Origin of the sequence: Neptuniibacter caesariensis, assembly GCF_000153345.1 — a bacterium.
GTDB lineage: Bacteria > Pseudomonadota > Gammaproteobacteria > Pseudomonadales > Balneatricaceae > Neptuniibacter > Neptuniibacter caesariensis.
In genome coordinates this window covers 253,891-272,637 of record NZ_CH724127.1, presented here as the reverse complement: position 1 = coordinate 272,637, position 18,747 = coordinate 253,891, and the positions used below count along the sequence as shown (strand labels likewise).

15 protein-coding genes are annotated in these 18,747 nt (G+C 47.1%); 3 read left to right on the top strand and 12 right to left on the bottom strand.

Going from position 1 to position 18,747, the window contains the following annotated elements:
* Positions 1-6 precede the first annotated feature (6 nt).
* Positions 7-147 (top strand): hypothetical protein, encoded by a 141-nt coding sequence (locus MED92_RS19045; RefSeq protein WP_007022437.1) that lies wholly within the window; start codon positions 7-9, stop codon positions 145-147.
* Between the two features lie 88 nt (positions 148-235).
* Here MED92_RS19045 and recD read toward each other — a convergent pair whose 3' ends face one another.
* From recD to recC, 3 genes are read right to left on the bottom strand one after another with little or no spacing between them, the layout of a single operon-like run.
* Positions 236-2,080 (bottom strand): exodeoxyribonuclease V subunit alpha, encoded by a 1,845-nt coding sequence (gene recD / locus MED92_RS15085; protein WP_007022436.1) that lies wholly within the window; start codon positions 2,078-2,080, stop codon positions 236-238.
* A complete protein-coding gene (gene recB / locus MED92_RS15080) occupies positions 2,073-5,612 on the bottom strand; it encodes an exodeoxyribonuclease V subunit beta (protein ID WP_007022435.1) in 3,540 nt (1,179 codons plus the stop codon). The genes recD and recB overlap by 8 nt, the downstream gene beginning before the upstream one ends.
* Entirely contained in the window at positions 5,605-8,883 is a 3,279-nt protein-coding gene (gene recC / locus MED92_RS15075; protein WP_007022434.1) for an exodeoxyribonuclease V subunit gamma, read from the bottom strand. The genes recB and recC overlap by 8 nt, the downstream gene beginning before the upstream one ends.
* A 163-nt stretch (positions 8,884-9,046) precedes the next feature.
* Between recC and MED92_RS19040 the strand changes: the two genes are divergently transcribed.
* Positions 9,047-9,217: a hypothetical protein gene (locus MED92_RS19040; RefSeq protein WP_007022433.1), complete on the top strand. Its 171-nt coding sequence runs from the start codon at positions 9,047-9,049 to the stop codon at positions 9,215-9,217.
* Positions 9,218-9,220: 3 nt separating this feature from the next.
* Here MED92_RS19040 and MED92_RS15070 read toward each other — a convergent pair whose 3' ends face one another.
* The 6 genes from MED92_RS15070 to ttcA all read right to left on the bottom strand — a co-directional run bounded on the left by MED92_RS15070 (position 9,221) and on the right by ttcA (position 14,753).
* Complete coding sequence (locus tag MED92_RS15070; RefSeq protein WP_007022432.1) at positions 9,221-9,454, bottom strand: hypothetical protein; 234 nt, start codon at positions 9,452-9,454, stop codon at positions 9,221-9,223.
* 87 nt (positions 9,455-9,541) lie between these two features.
* A complete protein-coding gene (locus MED92_RS15065; RefSeq protein WP_162010873.1) occupies positions 9,542-10,507 on the bottom strand; it encodes a sensor domain-containing diguanylate cyclase in 966 nt (321 codons plus the stop codon).
* Between the two features lie 235 nt (positions 10,508-10,742).
* Complete coding sequence (locus MED92_RS15060; protein ID WP_007022430.1) at positions 10,743-11,525, bottom strand: class II glutamine amidotransferase; 783 nt, start codon at positions 11,523-11,525, stop codon at positions 10,743-10,745.
* A gap of 13 nt (positions 11,526-11,538) precedes the next feature.
* On the bottom strand, positions 11,539-12,708 hold the full coding sequence (locus MED92_RS15055) for an MFS transporter (protein WP_007022429.1): 1,170 nt from the start codon (positions 12,706-12,708) through the stop codon (positions 11,539-11,541).
* Positions 12,705-13,679: a GlxA family transcriptional regulator gene (locus MED92_RS15050; RefSeq protein WP_007022428.1), complete on the bottom strand. Its 975-nt coding sequence runs from the start codon at positions 13,677-13,679 to the stop codon at positions 12,705-12,707. The genes MED92_RS15055 and MED92_RS15050 overlap by 4 nt, the downstream gene beginning before the upstream one ends.
* A 111-nt stretch (positions 13,680-13,790) precedes the next feature.
* A complete protein-coding gene (gene ttcA / locus MED92_RS15045; RefSeq protein WP_007022427.1) occupies positions 13,791-14,753 on the bottom strand; it encodes a tRNA 2-thiocytidine(32) synthetase TtcA in 963 nt (320 codons plus the stop codon).
* A gap of 120 nt (positions 14,754-14,873) precedes the next feature.
* Here ttcA and MED92_RS15040 point away from each other — a divergent pair, with 120 nt between their 5' ends.
* A complete protein-coding gene (locus tag MED92_RS15040; protein WP_007022426.1) occupies positions 14,874-15,344 on the top strand; it encodes a DUF302 domain-containing protein in 471 nt (156 codons plus the stop codon).
* Here MED92_RS15040 and MED92_RS15035 read toward each other — a convergent pair.
* The 3 genes from MED92_RS15035 to recQ are packed head-to-tail and all read right to left on the bottom strand — an operon-like array spanning position 15,341 to position 18,680.
* Entirely contained in the window at positions 15,341-16,129 is a 789-nt protein-coding gene (locus MED92_RS15035) for a hypothetical protein (RefSeq protein ID WP_007022425.1), read from the bottom strand. The two genes, MED92_RS15040 and MED92_RS15035, sit on opposite strands and share 4 nt — an antisense overlap.
* Before the next feature lie 11 nt (positions 16,130-16,140).
* Positions 16,141-16,560 (bottom strand): YqaA family protein, encoded by a 420-nt coding sequence (locus MED92_RS15030; RefSeq protein ID WP_007022424.1) that lies wholly within the window; start codon positions 16,558-16,560, stop codon positions 16,141-16,143.
* A complete protein-coding gene (gene recQ / locus MED92_RS15025; protein WP_007022423.1) occupies positions 16,557-18,680 on the bottom strand; it encodes a DNA helicase RecQ in 2,124 nt (707 codons plus the stop codon). The genes MED92_RS15030 and recQ overlap by 4 nt, the downstream gene beginning before the upstream one ends.
* Positions 18,681-18,747: the final 67 nt, after the last annotated feature.

Below are 18,747 nucleotides of genomic sequence, written 5' to 3'. Positions count from 1 at the left end.
TGAGTTATGATGACATTTGCTACCCTTGTTGCTATTGCTGCCGGCGTAATCATGCTGCAGATGTGGGAAAGCAACACCAAACGTGCGCAGCCAATTCGGGTTGAAACCGAAGAGGAACTGCAAAAACGTTACCGCGGTCGACGCTAACAACGACTTTATCCCGTAGCCCGAGTTTCCCCTTCCCTGGCTACGTTGATAACGGTAGCCCCTGTATCACGCAGGGGCTACTCTATATTTAATTCGCTTCTTTCCATAAACGTAGCGCCAGCCCACCAGCCCTTTCAGTTTTTCTTTCAGTCGCTGCTGTAAGTATTCCTTTTGTAGTAAAAAGTGCCAGGGATTCACGGGCACGGGTAATGCCCGTATATAAAAGCTCGCGGGTCATAAGCGGTGAATCTACTGGGGGCAGGAGCAACGCCACTCTGGTAAATTCAGACCCCTGACTCTTATGGACGGTCATCGCATAGACGGTTTGATGTTCAGGCAGACGACTTGGCAGAACACTGCGCACCTCCCCTTGCTGCTCAAAAAACACTTTGATTCTTCCGTCGGGCTCCCTGTAGGCAATACCTATATCACCGTTAAATAAACCGAGGTTTTGATCATTGCGGGTTATCATTATCGGTCGCCCTGGATACCATAGCCCCTCTTCTTTGATCAAACCGCGACTTTGCAGCCCTTGTCGAATCCTATCATTCAAGCCAACAACACCATATGGGCCTTCACGCAGGGCACAAAGTAACTGGTAGTTCGATAGATAATCCAAACTCTGTTCAGGCGTTAACCCCTGAGCAATATCTCGCAACAACTTTGCATGGAAATTGACGGTTTCACTGATCATTAACTCATAACTATCAGCGCTCAGGTTATGTTGTTGCAGATCAGAATAGCCTGCCTTTAGTACACAAGAAACAGCCTGCTTATTGCCGAGATTAACCGCACGCGCTAATTGCCCTATACCGCTGCTTTCATCAAAACGATAACTTTTACGCAGTAAAGCAAGGCAATCCGCAAAAGGGGTTCCCTCCGAAATAGGCAGTACTTCAGGTAACTGGCATAGATCAAACAACTGATCAGCCTGCTTAGGGCCATAATCTAATTGCCCAGGCCAACTACAGATATCACCCAAAACACTGCCCGCCTCAACTGAAGCCAGCTGATCTCGGTCACCTAATAATATTAAGCGAGCCTCTGCAGGCAATGCTGCCAATAAACGGCACATCATAGGCAGATCAACCATGGAAGCTTCATCCAGTACAAGCAAGTCCAGATGCAGTGGATTTTCCTGGCTATGTTTAAAGCGAATACTGTTGGGAATGACACCTAAAAGGCGGTGCAGAGTCCCCGCTTGCTCCGGTATTAGTTCTGCGATATCAGCGTCTAGTGATAAGCGTTGTTTAGCACTACTTATCGATTCGCCTAGCCTCGCAGCCGCTTTACCGGTCGGAGCAACCAGTTTAATGTTTATATTTCTGCTATGCGCTTTTGCTTGTGCGATATAGAGCGCAAGTAATTTGATCACTGTGGTGGTTTTTCCCGTGCCTGGTCCACCACTGATCACTGAAAAACGTTTTTGAACGGCTACCGCAGCCGCAACTTTCTGCCAATCAATTTCCTGATTAGCCATTGGAAAAAGCTCAGCCAGCCCCTCTTTAAGCAACGCCCGGTCGACATCGACAGTCTGAGCACGGTTAATTAGCTGAGAGGCTATCGCTGATTCGTACTCCCAATACCTTTTAAGATAAAAGCGCTCCTGATCGAACAATAACAGAGTATTAGAATCCAGTTCCGGTTGCCCAAGGATAAATGCTTCGGCTTTCAGAGAACTCCAGTCTTGTTGATTGATAACTGATTCTATCTCTTCATCCCAGTAGCCTTTGGCAGATAACAAGCGCAGCTTGGGAAGACAGACATTGCCTGAAGCTAATTCGAAACTAACCAAAGCAGCTAAGTAGATCAATTGCGGTTGTGAAGGCTTTTGCTCAGCTACCAGCTTTGCAAACTGGAAATCCACATTGCGTATCAGCCCATTCTCGGCCCATCCCTTCAAATCGATTAACGCTTTATTTATTTCAGGCATTGATCAGTTCTCCAGCAAACAACTGATCCATCTTCTCGATAAGCTCACGCTCGGGGCGGTTACTGAAAACCCCTAAAGTGGTGTTACCGCTATCCTTCCCGCAAGCAGTCATACCTCGTAGGAACAGATAGAAAACTCCACCAAAATGCTTGTCATAGTCATAGTTAGGAACACGCTGCATCAGTAAGCGATGAACTGCCAGTGAGTAGAGCAGGTACTGAAGATCGTAACGATGCTCAGCCATAGCTCGCTCTAATGCTTCCTGGGTATAACAATCAGCACGGTTACCCAGGTGGTTAGACTTATAGTCCAACACGTAATAACGATCATCTACCCGGAATAAAAGATCGATAAAACCTTTCAACATCCCTTTTAAAGGCTCAAAAGCGACGGGGCGGGTCTGCGCCGAAAGCGCATCGTAACGGCGAATCAAGCCTTCCAATTGAGCAACCTGCAGGTGATCCGCTTTGAGCATAAATTCCATCTCCACCAGCCTGTCTTTATCCCGCACCTGACCCAGGGAGAAACCACCATCGCCCAATTCAGTTTGCAACACATCCACGATAAGTTGATCAATGACAGGCTGCCAGGCCTCTTCATAACCTGCCAGGATGAGCTGCTCGGAGATCTGTGCCTGATACTCGATTCTGCATTCAGGGTTATGCAGATAAGTATAAAAATCGATCTCCTCAAAGACTGAGTGAAGGAAGGTCCCTGCATTGGCACCCTTCGGAAAGTTAAAAATAGTCATGCCATCATCACCGACCTGTTCCTCTCCTGACTCTTCAACCACTTCGAGGTCCAGGCCCGGTAATACAGGAAGATGCTCTGCAGAATGTCTGCTCAAAGCAGAGTAACTACTTACTCTCCAGCTACGATCAATTTTCCCAGAGAATTCCCGCACGGATAATGCTTCCATTTCAGGTTCATCAACAAAAGCAAACATGTCCTTTTGTGCACCATGATCCGGTGGCGAGCAGATCTGAATGGCATCAGAAACCTGACTTAATTGCGATAGGGCCTCATCCAGGTTATCCCCGTTTTGCAGTAACAGATAACCTATCGCGCTGTCACTCAAGCGGGATTTTTTGCTGTTTCCAAGACGTATATCCGCAAGCCCCAGATAGCAGCGGTAAACCGAGCGGGTAAGCGCAACATATAGCAGACGTAACTCCTCGGCTAACCGCTCCTTATCGGCTTCTTCCAGCGCCCCTTCCCCCGAAGAAAGATCTAATACAGCAGTTCCCTCATCATCATGATAGAAAGCCGTTTTCTGCTCCCGAAAGTTAGCGATAAACGGCAGAAAAACGATGGGGTATTCTAACCCCTTAGATTTGTGAATCGTAACGATCGTTACCAGATTCCTTTCGCTTTCCAGGCGCAGAATTTTGTCGTCACTGGCCCCAGAAGGATTAGCTATCTGTTCATTGAACCAGCGAATAAGACCCGATGTTCCCTCAACCTCACTACTTGCCTGTTGCAGTAGCTCCGCCAGGTGTAACAAATTTGTCAGTCGACGTTCCCCACCCATCTGTTCTAGCAAGCGAGCAGAAAGGTTACGCTGATGCAGCATCCGGCTTAGACAGGGTAGTACCCCAAGTTTAAGCCAGATCTCTTGATATTCAGTAAACTCCGCAACAACGCCCTCCCAGGCATTCTCATCGTAGTTGAGCTGGTCCAGCTGCTGTACGTTCTGTAAGAGTATCTCCGTGGCTAAAGCCGCTTTAAGTGCTCTCTCATTTTGTGGCTGCTCGACTGCTGCCAGAATCAAAGATAACTCGAGTGCTTCCTGGGAATTAAAAACTGAATCCTGATTACTCAGATAAACACAGGGGTGCTCATAAACGGCTAGAGCCCGCCTTATCTCCTCCGCTTCAAAGCGGTCACGGACCAGTACCGCAATATCGGAGCCTTCAACAGATCGGTCGCCTATAGAGGCATCACCACTCAGCAACCGGTCAATTTCTGAAGCGGTAGACTGAGCAAAAGCAGATAAATACTGCACTTTATTAAGCGGTTCTTCGCTCTCTAAGTGCCAGATATTTAATGCCGCGGGTTCATGCTGTTGAATCGTTAATTTCTTAGCTGATTTACCCGCTGCTTTTACTGGGGTAAACGGGATATCTTCATCGTAGATAAATGCGGAGTCCGCAAACTGAAACAATTTATTGACCGCATCAACCATACCGGACGTCGATCGCCAGTTTGTATCTAGCGTATAAGTTTCGCTGACTGATCGGCGCGCCTGAATATAGGTAAAGATATCCGCACCGCGGAATGCATAAATTGCCTGTTTAGGATCTCCGATCATGACCAATGCAGAATTGAATGGATCCGAGTACAAGTGTGAGAAAATCCCATACTGAAGAGGGTCAGTATCCTGAAACTCATCAATTAGCGCTACTGGAAACTGCTCCCGAACCGCACTCACCAGCAAACCCGTTTGATCAACGCTCAATGCTGCGCTGAATCCGGTTAATAGGTCATCAAAGGTTTGCAGTTGATACTCAGCTTTTGTTCGCGCTAAACGTGTTTCAACCTCTTTGAGAGCACTGGTCAGTAAGATTTCTCTCACAGGAACAGAGGAAGCTAACAGATCATCTATCTGAACAAAAAGTGGATGTTCAGGGGCGGCCCCCTTAGTGGTTTTTTCAATCAAAACAGACTGAGTAAAGCGCTGCAGAATACCCTTTAAGGTTTTGCCCGGCTCTAACTGCTCAGACGCAGCATATTGGTCTATTTGCGCCAACCACTTTGGCAGGCTAGCTTTAGTGTAACTCCGTTTATTCACATCCGAAGCTTGAATTAAAGACTGAAGGTCATCGCTGTTTGCAAGCCAAGCTTGCTTAAAATTATTAAGTGTTTCAATCCACTCATCATAGGCTTCCTGAAGATTCACCCTGGATAGATCAGGTTCAAGGCGAATCTGTCTACCAATTAACCCCCGCAGGTCCATAATCAACTGTTCCGGGGACTGCCAACAGTGGTTAAAGACAAGATCTGCAACAGCGCCTTGCATTGGATAGATATTGTTGCGCCAATAATCTAGTACGGCACTACGAACCAGACTTTGATCATCCTGTGTAAGCTCTGTATCAAACAGGGATCCACTCTCAAAAGCATGCCGTTTCAGCATGCGTTGGCAAAAACCATGGATAGTGAAAATAGCCGCTTCATCCATCTGCCGGATCGCCTGGTCTAACAACTTAACAGCCTGAGCGATATCATTAACCTGAGCTTTCAACGCGGCAAGGAAGGGATCAGATACCTGATCGGTTAGGAAACTATTTCGAGCATCAACAATACGCTGTCTGATTCGATCCCGCAGCTCCTCCGTGGCGGCTTCAGTAAATGTTACTACCAGAATTTGATCCGGCCCCAGGGGTTTATCACCCACCTGGCCTAGCCCTAACAACAGCCTTAGATACAACGCTGTAATAGTGTAGGTCTTGCCCGTTCCGGCACTGGCTTCGATTAGTTGCTGTCCGACCAAAGGAAAAGTGAGCGGATCCAGGGCATGTACTTTAGTCATCTTTGCCCTCCTCAACACAGCTCAATAAAGGCTCGTAGATCCGTTCCGCCAGCGGTATAAACTGAGTTACAAATGGCTCAAAGTCAGAGAAAGCTCTACGTAGGTAAGGATTATCTTGCAATCCATTGCTGTAAGCAGATCCGTAGAACTGGTTTTCCAATGCCGACATCACTTTGTCCGGATCTTTAGCCTGCTGTTCAAAGTACTTATGCGCCGATCCAGCATCAAATGCTTGTGGCGCCGTTTGCCCCTGTTGATAAAAGCGAATCAGATCCGCTAATAGTTCGGTCGCTTTCTCAGCGGGCACGGCTTTATAAAAAACTTTACCCGACAAGCCTCGGTAGACCGTATTCCGACAGGCTTGATTGCTTGCGCACAACGCCAGATGTTCTACCCAAGTAGAAAGACGGTCGCGCGCGTTCACCTGGGCCGGACGATAACGCAACAAGTGATCCGGATAGCAGCTATCCAACCACCCCTGAAGCTTAACTTCACCTATGCTGAGATTAATCTCTATCCTCTGTGGAGTACCCTCAGATAAGGGTTTTAGCTTCTCTGCCAACTCCAGAGAATCATGGCGTAGCTTGTTCAAGTTAAGTTCACCCGCTCGCGCTAATGGAAGGCGGCCTTCAGCTAGAATCGCCTTATCCAGGCGTTCCAGATCCCTGTCTTGTAGAGCAGATTGCAAGTAGCGTTGTTTCAGCAGGTATGAAGAGAGGTTGTCGAGAGAAAAGGGTTCTTCATCCTGAGCCTCTATCTCTGAGTTACCGAAATAAACCTTTAAACGGTTATTAAAGAAGCTGCGGCAGGGGTCGCGCAGAAAGCTTATTAATTGCTTTAGTTCTAACTCTGGAAGCGCTTCTGAGGTAAGGTCTTCGGTTAAAAACACCTCAGCGGCACGACTTTCCGCCTGGGCAGCAGGCAACCACTCTGAAGCAAAACTGAAGTAGTCCCCGGCAGACTTAAAATATTCAGGACTAAAAGCCACCAAAGGGTGTTGAGTTTTTATGTGCGCACGTAATTTTTCACCACTGTTACTACAACTTAGCTCCTCATCCCCCTCCAGTACATACCCCTGCTCAGCATAATCAAGCAGTTCACTGACCAGTACAGAAGGAATCTTTTCATTGTTATCTCTGATCGAGCGGCCGATGTAACTGATATAAAGCTTTTCTTGCGCTGATAACAGTGCCTCCATAAACAGGTAGCGGTCATCATCTCGTCGAGAACGATCACCACGCCGTGGATAATCTGTCATCAAATCGAATCCTACAGGCGGAATCGATCGTGGGTACGTACCATCATTCATTCCTAATAGGCAGACAACGCTGAATGGAATTGAACGCATTGGCATTAAGGTACAAAAGTTAACCGAACCGACCATAAAACGCTGGCTTGAGCGTTGCTGATTGATTCCATCGATCAGGTAATGGGCAATAACGGAAGGCGACAAGGCCTGGGAGTAATTGGCATCTTTCAACTGTTCCTGAAGGCCCTGCAAAGTTTTACGGATAGTATTCAGGCTAATCTCATCCTGCTCATCCGCAGTAAAATAATTTTCCAGAATCTGGTTAATCACTTCGATCCAGGTACTGAATTCATGATCCTGAGTAAAGTGAAGCCTTGTTTCATCGAGCAGATCTATAAAACCGGCTAATTTCCCTAACAGCTCAGATTCAAGTCCTTCTATCTCGGTATAGGGAGCTACACCTTGCCAATATTCACTCCCTTCCCCCAGTGCGTAACCCACCAGCATACGCTTAATACCAAAGCGCCAGCTATTTTGCTCAAAAAGAGGCAGTTCCCATATAGAACGTTGCTCAGAATCCATCCCCCAGCGGATATTTACCTGATCTACCCAGAAGCGTAGTTTCTGAAAACTTTTTTCATCCAGACCCACCCGGCGCATCACCGCGGGTACCTCTAACAACTCTAAAACATCTGATACCGTAAAACGGGAGCTATTAAGTTTGAGGATCTTTTCAAAACTGAGCAATAATGGGTTTTCCTGACGATTGCTTCGGTCAGAAATTGAATAGGGTATGTACCGCTCTGCTGGGGCATTTGCAAAGACTGCCTCAATGTAGGGTGCATAAGCAGCCACATCTGGCATCATGACAATCACATCGCGCGGTTTTAAGAGTGGATTCTTCTCGAACATGTCCAGCAACTGATCATGAAGCACTTCGATCTCACGAAGCGCACTATGACAGCTATGCAGCTCGATGGAACGATCTTCACGATCAAGCCGATGCTTGCCGTGACTATTATCTATCTGTTCAGGCAAGCGGGTCGGGTTTTCCAGATCCAGAATATCCTGTTGGATCGCACTCAACAGAGAGCCGCGTTCAGGATCAGCGTAGGCATCTATCTCATCCAGAGCGTTGTCTTGCAACTGGTACAGATAGTCACGACCTAATTTACCCATTGAAGCCAACAGCGGGTTGCCTTCTGCATAATCTGAAAAATCCAGATCCGGTTTACTAAACCAACGCCGATTGAGCCGGGCAATCTGCGACTGATCAAGTATATCCCCCCAATAGTAGCGGCAAGGGTTCATCACCATTAGGTGGACATCGATACGCTTCCCCAATGCCTGAAGCGCATGGACATAGTTTTGCGGCAATGCTGAGATTCCAAAGACAAAAAGACGACGAGGTAACTTCTCTGCCGCCGATGGATTTTTGAGTCCATCAACAAAGGCACTGAACATATTTGCACGATGCCAATGAGATTGCTGAAGGTCTTCCGTATAAGACTTCAACTCCCTCCACAACACGGGCTGCCAGGGGTGGCGTGCAGCGGCTATATCTCCACCCTGCTCCCAGTCCTCTATCCAGTCTGGGCGATAAACCAGATACTGATCGTAAATATCGGCAATTTTGTTGCACAACTGATACAGGCGGAATCGATCATCATCGTCGGCAAGGTATTGTTGTAAAGCGGAAAAAACAGGTTGCTTTAGCATAGCCGGTAGCACAGCCATCAACTTCCAACTCATCGCCTCTTTGTTATATGCCGACCGCTCGGGTACATCAGGAAGAACCTCAGAAAAATGCTTCCAAAGAAAAGAGGCAGGAAGAGGAAAATCAATCGAAGCGGCTATGCCCGACTTATCTGCAAGCTCAAGTTTCAGCCACTGAGCCATTCCCGGACTCTGAACAAGAATCTGTTCTGCAACAAAAGGATCTGAAATCGGATCTCTGCGTATCAGTTCAGTAAGCAGGTCCTTCAGCACCAATAGAGAGTTTGAATGATATACCTGAAACATCCGTGCCTTGATTCAGTATTGATTAATTTGTCGGGTGAGAAACTCTACTTTACTGAAGTCGATCTTTTTTGTCAGAAAAATAATTTCTCGCTGTAACAAGGATGCAACATCGATTTATAGAATAGGCGTTCCATTTAAAACGACTCGCCAAGTGAGGCTAAGTATGTACCCTATCCAATGCATCGAAGTAATACGAGTTGAAGACGAATTCACTGAGGCCGAGCTGAAATTCAAGTTACCCATTCGCTCGAATGAACAAGAACAACAGGATTACACCTTAAGGCTAAAAGAGATCGAAGCACTTAAAACACAGATTGAACTGGAAGTTGCATGAGCATTAGCGGGCTAGATCAGCGGAACCGGCTTGACCCGCTTGATCGCCAGGGATCTCATCTGGCACGGGTAAACTGCCAAAACCTTCCTCTTCGGACCAATAATCTCTTCCTTGCTCTACACGAACAACACCTTTAAAACGCTGCTTCAGGTATTCAACCGCTTCAGGAAGTGTGTCGATATCACAGAGAATTACACCACCACGGTCATTATCAGTAGAAAAAAGAAAACTTTTCATATCTATCCTCAAAGTTGAGGGCAGATCATTACATAGAGTAAGGTAGGTTTAAAGACTAATCGACATAAACACTGATGCCAATAAAGGCTAAATTGAAACCACGCAATTTTTCCCCTTACGCTTTGCTTCATAAAGCGCCGAATCTGCTCTGTGCATCAGTGCCTGAACATTATCACCGTTTTTGAAACTTGTGATTCCTATACTCACACTGGCCTGCAATTTTTCGCCACCTTCCAGAACAAACTGATAATTCTGCAGGCTTTCACGGACGCGTTCCGCAACAACTGATGCGCCCTCCACATCGGTTGAAGGCAGTAAAATAGCAAACTCCTCGCCACCATATCGATAACCACTATCCAGGGTACGCAACGAAGATCGAACCAGGGTACCAAAAGTTTCCAAAACCTTGTCTCCTGTCAGGTGACCATGGTTGTCATTGAGCTTTTTAAAATCATCCAGATCAAAGAAACAGAGGGTGAATGGATGGTGATAACGTCGAGCTGTTTCAAGAGCATCTTCAAGCTGGTTATAGAAATGCCTTGAGTTATGCAGGCCCGTCAGGCTGTCCGTGATACTTAGTTCTTTATAAACCCTTTCTCGCTCAAGTAACTCAAATTCTGCCTTCTTCCGTGCACTGATATTCTCCAGAGTTTCAATCGCACCAATCATCTCTCCTGATGAGCTGTATATTCCGGCAGCAGTGAAGTGCAACCAAGCTCCCTCCTCACCACAATCCGGGAAATAATCCTCACCTTCATAAGCATCTTCAATCAGTTCAGATCGGGTACATTTATTGGTGTAATAGTGCTTCACATCCTGATCTTTACCGCCTTGTAGAATAAGGTCCGCAAGACAAGGACGATTACTTGAGTAGAAAGGCTTCCAGTGATCACGGGTTCCAATCATATCAGCTCGATTAAAACCACTAAGCGCTTCCAGTGCGGAATTCCAGTGAATAACGGTATGGTCTTTATCCAAAACAAAGGTAGGCAATGCAATTCTGTCAAACATCTGCATCAGCATCGCCTGATCGACTGTTTCGGAGATTTTCATCTTTGGTTCCAGAGAGAGCGGTACGACTTTAGATTCCATGTATAGGTCAACATCCACAACTGATCGTCTATGTAAATTTCAAACAAAATAATCAGTAACAAGAGTGCATTAGGAAATCCCAAACATCAGCACAACTAACGATTATTACTTTAAAAGTAGACGACTTTACGAGTAAATGAAGGAAAATTCATAAATCCAAATCAAACAAACTGTAAAGTTAGACTAATTGCCCGGTTTACTCCTCTAATCCAGTCCAGAAATCAACCGGATCACAACGCTCAACGAGTTCCCCCTGACGAAAACATAAAGTTGAACCCAGACCAATCACTTGAGCTTCCGCAGGTAATAGCGACTGACTGCCTATCACTAATCTTCTACATGGTTCATCTGCACCTATTTTCAAACAAACCTCACCTTTCAGCTCTGTGACCCTTTCCTCATACTCAATAAAGGCGATTGGCTCGTGCTCTGTTTCAGTTGCAGAGTAAGCAAAAAGCATTTCACCGTCCCAGTGAATAAAACTATGCGAACTAAGCCGGTTTAATCTTCCTGCATAATCAGACACAAGCGCCAGACGCATCTCAGGATCTGGCCAGCCTTCACTCCAAAGCTTGCGAATTCGTTCCTGTAATAAACAGAAAGCCCGTTCCTGCGGCATACAACTAAGTGGCCATTGGTCCCCTATAGGATATCGCTCATTATCCTCGATACCCGGCACTTCACCATTCATAGAGAACAAACAAGGTAGCCCTCTTTGAGGCCGAAAATAAGGCTGGATATCACCAGCTTCAAGGGGCATTTCATCCATATAAAACGCAAGCCCCAGGACCTGAGCATTCTGGCCTGAAAAAGGCGTAGTATTAATAAGCTGAGATATTGACGCAGAATCCTGAGCTGTATGCCTGTGCACATTTGAATCACAGATGCTGGCCACTCCAACAGCTAGAGGAGAACGCTCCATATCCATCTCAATCTGGACCGGTAATTCGCTATATACCGTTAAGAACTTAGGGACCATCTACCCTTCCTATTTACGCCGCTTGCTTCAACTGCTCTTTAGCACCAACAAAGTAGATCACCCCGATTGCCCAAATAATCAGCGGCAATACAATCCAGTTCATCGCTTGCCACCCCAACGCAGCTTCCATCCAGCCCGATGACAGCGCCGAAACCGTCACCATGCTAAATACAATAAACTCATTTGCAGCCTGAGATTTAGCCTTCTCAGCAGGTCGATACGCAGTTGTGACCAACTGGGTAGCGCTGATAAACATAAAGTTCCAGCCTATTCCCAAGAATAGTAGTGCGGTCCAGAAGTGCCACTCTGATACGCCCATCAAGTTGATGCCAATACAGCCCAGCATAAACAACGAGCCAGCATACATTACCCGATTAAGCCCAAAGCGGCTGATCAGGCTACCGGTAAAGAACGAAGGTACGAACATACCTAAGACGTGCCATTCAATCACATGTGCAGCCTGAGAAAAGCTAAACCCACAACGAGCCATTGCAAGCGGTGTCGCGGTCATCAACAGATTCATGACTACATAGCTCACCATGCCGACAATCGCCGCTACAATAAACTTCGGCTGGGCGAGAATGCTTAACAGAGGCCGCTGCTCTCCATCTACGTCTGCACCTGCGTGAGGGATATGCGTAAAGAACAACATGACAAGTGCAATAGTATAGAGAATCAACAGGCCGAAAAATGCCCCCATAAACTCAGCTTCGCCGAGTATATCCTGACTAATAATTGCCAGTTGAGGGCCGATTACCGCAGCGATGACACCACCTGCCATCACAAAAGAGATTGCTTTGCTACGCTGCTCTTCCGGACAAACTTCTACAGCAGCAAAACGGTATAAAGTTCCGAAGCCAATTCCAATCCCTAACAAGAAAGTACCAAAAGAAAACAGATAAAACTGTTGCCAATTTAAGGCCTGAATGCACACGATTGCGCCAAGAATTCCTACCGAGTTACCAAGATAAAAACCGTTCTTACGCCCAATTCTGCGCATGATGAGTGAAGCAGGTATTGTTGCCAGCATCAATCCAATAAACTGTGTGGCCACTGGAAACGTCGTCAGGGCGGGGTCTGCTGACAGACTCTGGCCAATCAAAGCCACTACTGATACTAAGAGAATATTCCCAGTAGTCAGCAATGCCTGACATCCAGAAAGAAGAAAAACATTCCTGCTCATAATGAAGACTCCTGAATACTACTACCAAAACGTCGTTTATATTCACTGGGATTGATCCCTAAACGACGAACAAAAACACGCCTTAAGTTATCCGCAGTATAAAACCCTGACCTTTCAGCGATGTTTTGTAAGTTTAATTGCCCTTCTACCACCAGTTGCTGAGCAAGGTTCAGTCGACAGTTCTCAACATAGGCTGCGGGAGAAAGGTCAAAGATGTTTTTGAAAAGACGAAAGAGGTGCCTTTCACTGATACAACCTACCTCGCATAACCGTGCCAAGCTCAGGTCATTTGCCAAATTCATTTCTATATAAGCGACTACTTTGGCAACGGCACCTGTGGCTTTTTCCTGCGCCTGAAGCTGGATACTGTATTGTGACTGCCCTCCTGGACGCTTCATAAATACCACCAGCTCCCTGGCGACTTCCATGGCGATGCGGTGCCCGTAATCCTCTTCCACCAAAGCCAGTGCCAAGTCGATACCTGAAGTAACACCCGCTGAAGTAAAGAGATGGCCCTGCTTAATCCAGATCGCATCGTCATCTACTTCCAGCCCATCGTACTCTTTGGCAAGTAACTGGCTACAGCGCCAATGGGTCGCTACTTTCTTTCCCTTAAGCAGCCCGGCTTCGGCCAGTAAAAAAGCGCCACTACAGACTGAACCTAAACGTCGTACATTTCGCTCTTGTGCTTTAAGCCAGGCGAGTAGAACATCATTTTTCAATTGTTCCGAAATACCCCGACCACCGGCAATCAATAGGGTATCCAGCTCGGGTGCTTCGTCATAGCCGTAATCAGGTAATAGCCGCATACCGGAATTGGTCCGTACCGGTGTATCCTTATGCGGGCCCAGAATCAGGATCTCGTAAGCATCACGCGCCAAAGCAGTATTCGCCGAAGCAAACACCTGCAAAGGCCCCGTAACATCAAGGATCTGGCAGTCAGGATGGGCGTAAACAGCAACAGTCTTCACAAAGTTACTCCAAAGTCGGTTACTTCAGAGTATCTCTTGATTCACTTATGTCAGCAATGACAAAGATCCGGCAAATTCCGCCATGTAAACTATGAAAGGAATCAAACCAGCTTACAGTGACAACACATCGATCTTTTGCGGATTAAAGCTTTGCACCGCTTCTGAAGGGTCGACGGGTTTCTCCAGGTTAGCCGCCTGAGCACTATCTGGCGCAATACCATGTGGGAAACCATGCTGCAGACCTTTAAAGTCAAACAGCGCAGTATCTGCAAGATGCGATGGGACAACATGTTGAAGAGAGCGGAACATCGTTTCAATCCGCCCAGGGAAACGACGATCCCAGTCCTGAAGCATCTCTTTAATCACCTGGCGCTGCAGATTCTCCTGAGAGCCACAAAGGTTACAAGGAATGATCGGAAACCCTTTCAGTTCGGCAAAAGCGGCTATATCTTTCTCTCTGGAGTATGCCAGCGGCCTGATCACCATGTTCTTGCCATCATCAGAAACCAGTTTAGGCGGCATGGATTTTAGCTTTCCACCATAGAACATATTCAGGAACAGGGTTTCCAGAATGTCATCACGGTGGTGGCCCAGCGCAATTTTATTCGCGCCAATCTCTTCAGCAAATCCATACAGGGATCCACGGCGTAATCTGGAGCACAAGGCACAGGTGGTTTTCCCTTCTGGCACCACCTCTTTGACCACTGAATAAGTATCGCGCTCCAGAATATGGAACGGTACACCAATAGATTCCAGATAAGCAGGTAAAACATCTTCCGGGAAGCCTGGTTGCTTCTGATCCAGATTCACCGCTACCAGTTCGAAATTAACCGGCGCGCTGCGCTGTAAGTTCATCAGGATATCGAGCATAGCGTAAGAATCTTTGCCTCCTGACAGGCAAACCATGACCTTGTCACCCTCTTCAATCATATTGAAGTCCTGAATCGCACGACCCATTTCGCGGCGCAGACGCTTCTGCAATTTATTCAGACGCGTTTTCTGCTTCTTTTGCTCGGCAATTTCGGCTTCGGTGAGAGATGATGTTTGGCTTTCAGGGGTAGTGCTTGTGGTCATGACGTTACGCTCAATTTAGGAGCAGGAATTATACATCATGGCTGGACCTGATACACTGAAATCTATTCGTGTAAAAACAGCACTATTCTAACGAAATAGCGAGAGGTGAAAGGAAGCAATATGAATAGATTGATCAGATCACTCCTGGGCGGATTAATACTGCTTTTCTGCTTTGCTGTGCATGCTTCACCTGTTGCAAAAATCACGATGAAAGGCGCATTCGAAGACCACTATGATTGGGTCAGCCAGTCTCTTGAAGAGCACCGTTTCTACGTTATCCTGGAGCCAAACATCGGCAGATCCCTTTCCAACTTTAAAGAACGCTGGGGTGAAGATTATAACCGTAATGGCTACGAAGAGATCCGCAGTCTGGTTTTCTGTAACCCATGGTATGTTAATCAGGTTGTAAATAAAGATCCGGAGATGGCTGCACTCTGCCCTTTATCGGTCACACTACTCCATAAAGGGGGAACGACAGACGTTCTGCTGCTTCGACCCAGCCAGCTCAAACCCAACAGCCCTGCCCAGGCTATTCTTGAGGAGCTGGAAACAGATATCATGAAAGCGCTAAATGCGGCGCAGAAGCCTTAAGGTAGCTGAATCCAGTTAATCTCTGCCGCGGTTTCCGGGCCGACTACGACCTGCTCCAGGCTATTTGGTATCAGTGAAAACGAAGTTGTCTGGGGAACCCGGCCGCCCATCACCTCTGCTCGATATTGAGGCAATAACGGTGCCTGGTGCGGATCAGCATAGCCCTCAGGCCATATCGGCTGGTTAGTTTCCAGCCGGTATTTATCACTCGCCCCCAGCGTGTGCAGGATTTCGTGGACAGTAACAAAGTTGTTCTGAGCCTGATAATCAATACTGGCAAAGCCATTAACCACACCAATCATACCTTTCTGCAAGCCTAAAGAGTGCTCGAGAACCTGACGATTTTTCGGTGAGAAAAGCCGCAAATAAATCTTGATATCGGGGTCTACACCCTCCCAGCTATCATTCTTCCATCCCCAATAACGTAGACTCAGGCTCCAGATGACACTATCAAGGATACTTGGATTGCGAGGAGGCTTAGGGGGCTGTGCGACAACAGGTGGCGCAAGCTTTACTTCGACAGGCTTAACATCAACAACACCGTAACGTTCAGCCTCACGGACAAAAAAGTGCTCTATCTCTTCAAAATGTTCAGGTTGCAGAACATCCAGATAGACCTGCGTATCAGCACGCTCATCAGCGTTGATCGGGTAGATTACAATCCAGAGGGTGTCATTCCAATCGGTCGTTCTTACTTTAGATAAGTAAGTATTCAGACTGACCACGAGCAAGAGAAGTACCAGTATAAACAGTCGCAACTTGCTCCAGATACTGCGTACCGCCATATTGAGTGACCTCAGAAAAGACCGATAATCAGAAGATAACGTATCGCTTTTCCAAGTGTAATCATTAGAAGGCTTAAAAGGAAACGGGTTTTGACCCAGCCTGCCACCAGACAGAGTGGATCACCTATCAAAGGCAACCAGGAAAGCAACAAAGCAAAAGCTCCGTATTTCTCCAACCAGGCTTTAGCTTGCAACTGACGGGGTTTAGTAAATTCCCTCATCGGGTAATAGTGAGCAATCGCCCAGCCCATTAGAAAAGTCACAATACCACCCAACGTATTGCCCGCTGTAACCGATCCCCAAAGCAACCAGGGATCATGAATGCCTTCGTTTAGTTGCCAGGCTAAAAGCACTTCGGAGCCGCCCGGCAGCAACGTCGCTGAAATAAAACCGCTGAGAAATAAACTGGTTAGGCTGAGCTCCTCACTCATGCCTGCTCCATACCAGCCTTAATGCAGCGTAAGACTCCCATCTCATAAACACCCGCTAAGGCATCATGAACCGGTTTCAGCGCCTGCCCAAACTCTTGCTGAGTCTCCAGAATCACCTGTTCAATATGACTAAATTCAGTTGCTGGAAGTTCAACCACGTCATGTACAGACAGCTCACCTTTCTGGATGTATTGGGCCAGGTGCGCATAAATAGCATTTTCAGATAAGTGTTGTTGCCGAGCCACTTGTGCGACTGTCATGCCCGCTTGATACAAGGCTACCGATTCCTGTGCCTGGGTAGCAACATCACTGTCCTTCCCCTCTTCATGAGCTTCAATAACAGCTAAGAAGTCAGAACCGTAGAGATCAAGTTTGCGCTCCCCCACCCCGTTCAGGCGCTTAAACTGATCGGCAGTTTGCGGGCGGTACATAACCATCTCCATGAGGGTGGCATCATGGAAAATCACATACGGAGGAACACCCTGCTCATCTGCCAGCTTCTTCCGCTCAGCCTTAAGGTCATTCCACAATGCATATTCTGCAGCTTCAAGCTTACTCTGTGGAACCTGGTTCTTAGTGTACGCAACCGACTTACGTTGATCTTTACGCAGTTGGATCTTCTCTTCACCCCTGAGAAGCGGGCGACATTTATCGGTTAGATGAAGCACCCCATGCTGGTCAACATTCACCCCTAGCATTCCTCTGGCAACCAACTGACGGAAAACAGAGCGCCACTGGTTTTTATCCAGATCCTTGCCTATGCCCCAGGTTGAGAGCTTATGGTGAGCAAAACGATCTGTCTTCTCATTGGGTTTCCCCATCAACACATCGACCACATGATTCACACCAAAACGTTGCCCGGAACGATATACTGCTGATAAGGCCTTTCGAGCCGCTTCAGTACCATCCCAAACAGGGACCGGTTCAAGACAGGTATCACAGTTTCCGCATGGCTGATGCTCTTTTTCACCGAAGTAACTGAGTAGCACCTGACGACGACAGCTAGTTATCTCACACAAACCCAGCATCGCTTCGAGCTTTTGCCGCTCTATCGCTTTTTGCTCATCCGCAGCCTGCGAGCTCTCGAGCATCTGGCGAAGAAACATAACATCTTGCAGGCCATATACCATCCAGGCATCTGCAGGCTGTCCATCTCGTCCAGCCCTACCTGTTTCCTGGTAATAGGCCTCGATACTTTTAGGCAGATCCAGATGGGCTACATAGCGGACATTCGGCTTATCAATGCCCATACCGAAAGCTATGGTTGCTACCATGATGATGTTCTCTTCATTAAGAAAACGGTGTTGATGATGGCTTCGTAAGTCCGCAGGGAGCCCGGCATGATATGGCAAGGCATTAAAGCCCTGATCACAGAGCCACTGGGCGGTATCCTCTACCCTTTTACGTGACAAACAGTAAATAATCCCCGAATCTTTTGGGTGCTCATCCTGAAGAAACTTTAACAGCTGTTTCTTAGCGCTGTCTTTTTGTCCGATACGGTAACGAATATTGGGTCGGTCAAATCCCTGAATAAACAGATGCGGTTCGCGTAATTCAAGCCTTTCAACAATCTCAGTCTGAGTTCTACTGTCTGCTGTTGCGGTTAATGCTATACGCGGCACTGACGGGAATCGGTTCGCCAATTGACTCAATTGCAGATATTCAGGCCGAAAATCATGCCCCCATTGAGAAACACAATGCGCCTCATCAATCGCAAACAAGGCTAATGAAGAACCTTCTAACAAACTCAATGTTCGAGGCTGTAATAACCGCTCTGGGGCGATATAAAGTAGGTCGAGTTGTCCACTTCTGAGTTGATGCTCGGTTTCAGCAATCAAGGAGAAGTCCATACTGGAATTGAGGCAACCCGCTCTGATCCCCCACTGAGACAGTGCCGTTACCTGATCCTGCATAAGTGCAATTAACGGAGAGATAACGATTGCAGTACCCGTTCTTAACAGGGCGGGGAGTTGGTAACAGAGGGACTTGCCGCCTCCTGTAGGCACAACAACAAGCGCGTCATGACCATGCAATAGACTTTCGATTACCTCTGCCTGAGGCTCTCGGAATTGATCATATCCGAAGACGTCTTGCAGGATCTGTAGGGCGCGTTGATTCATGCGCAGGATTATCCAGAAACCCAAGGAGCTTGTCACTTGAATTAGCTGATAAAAATACTGCTAATTG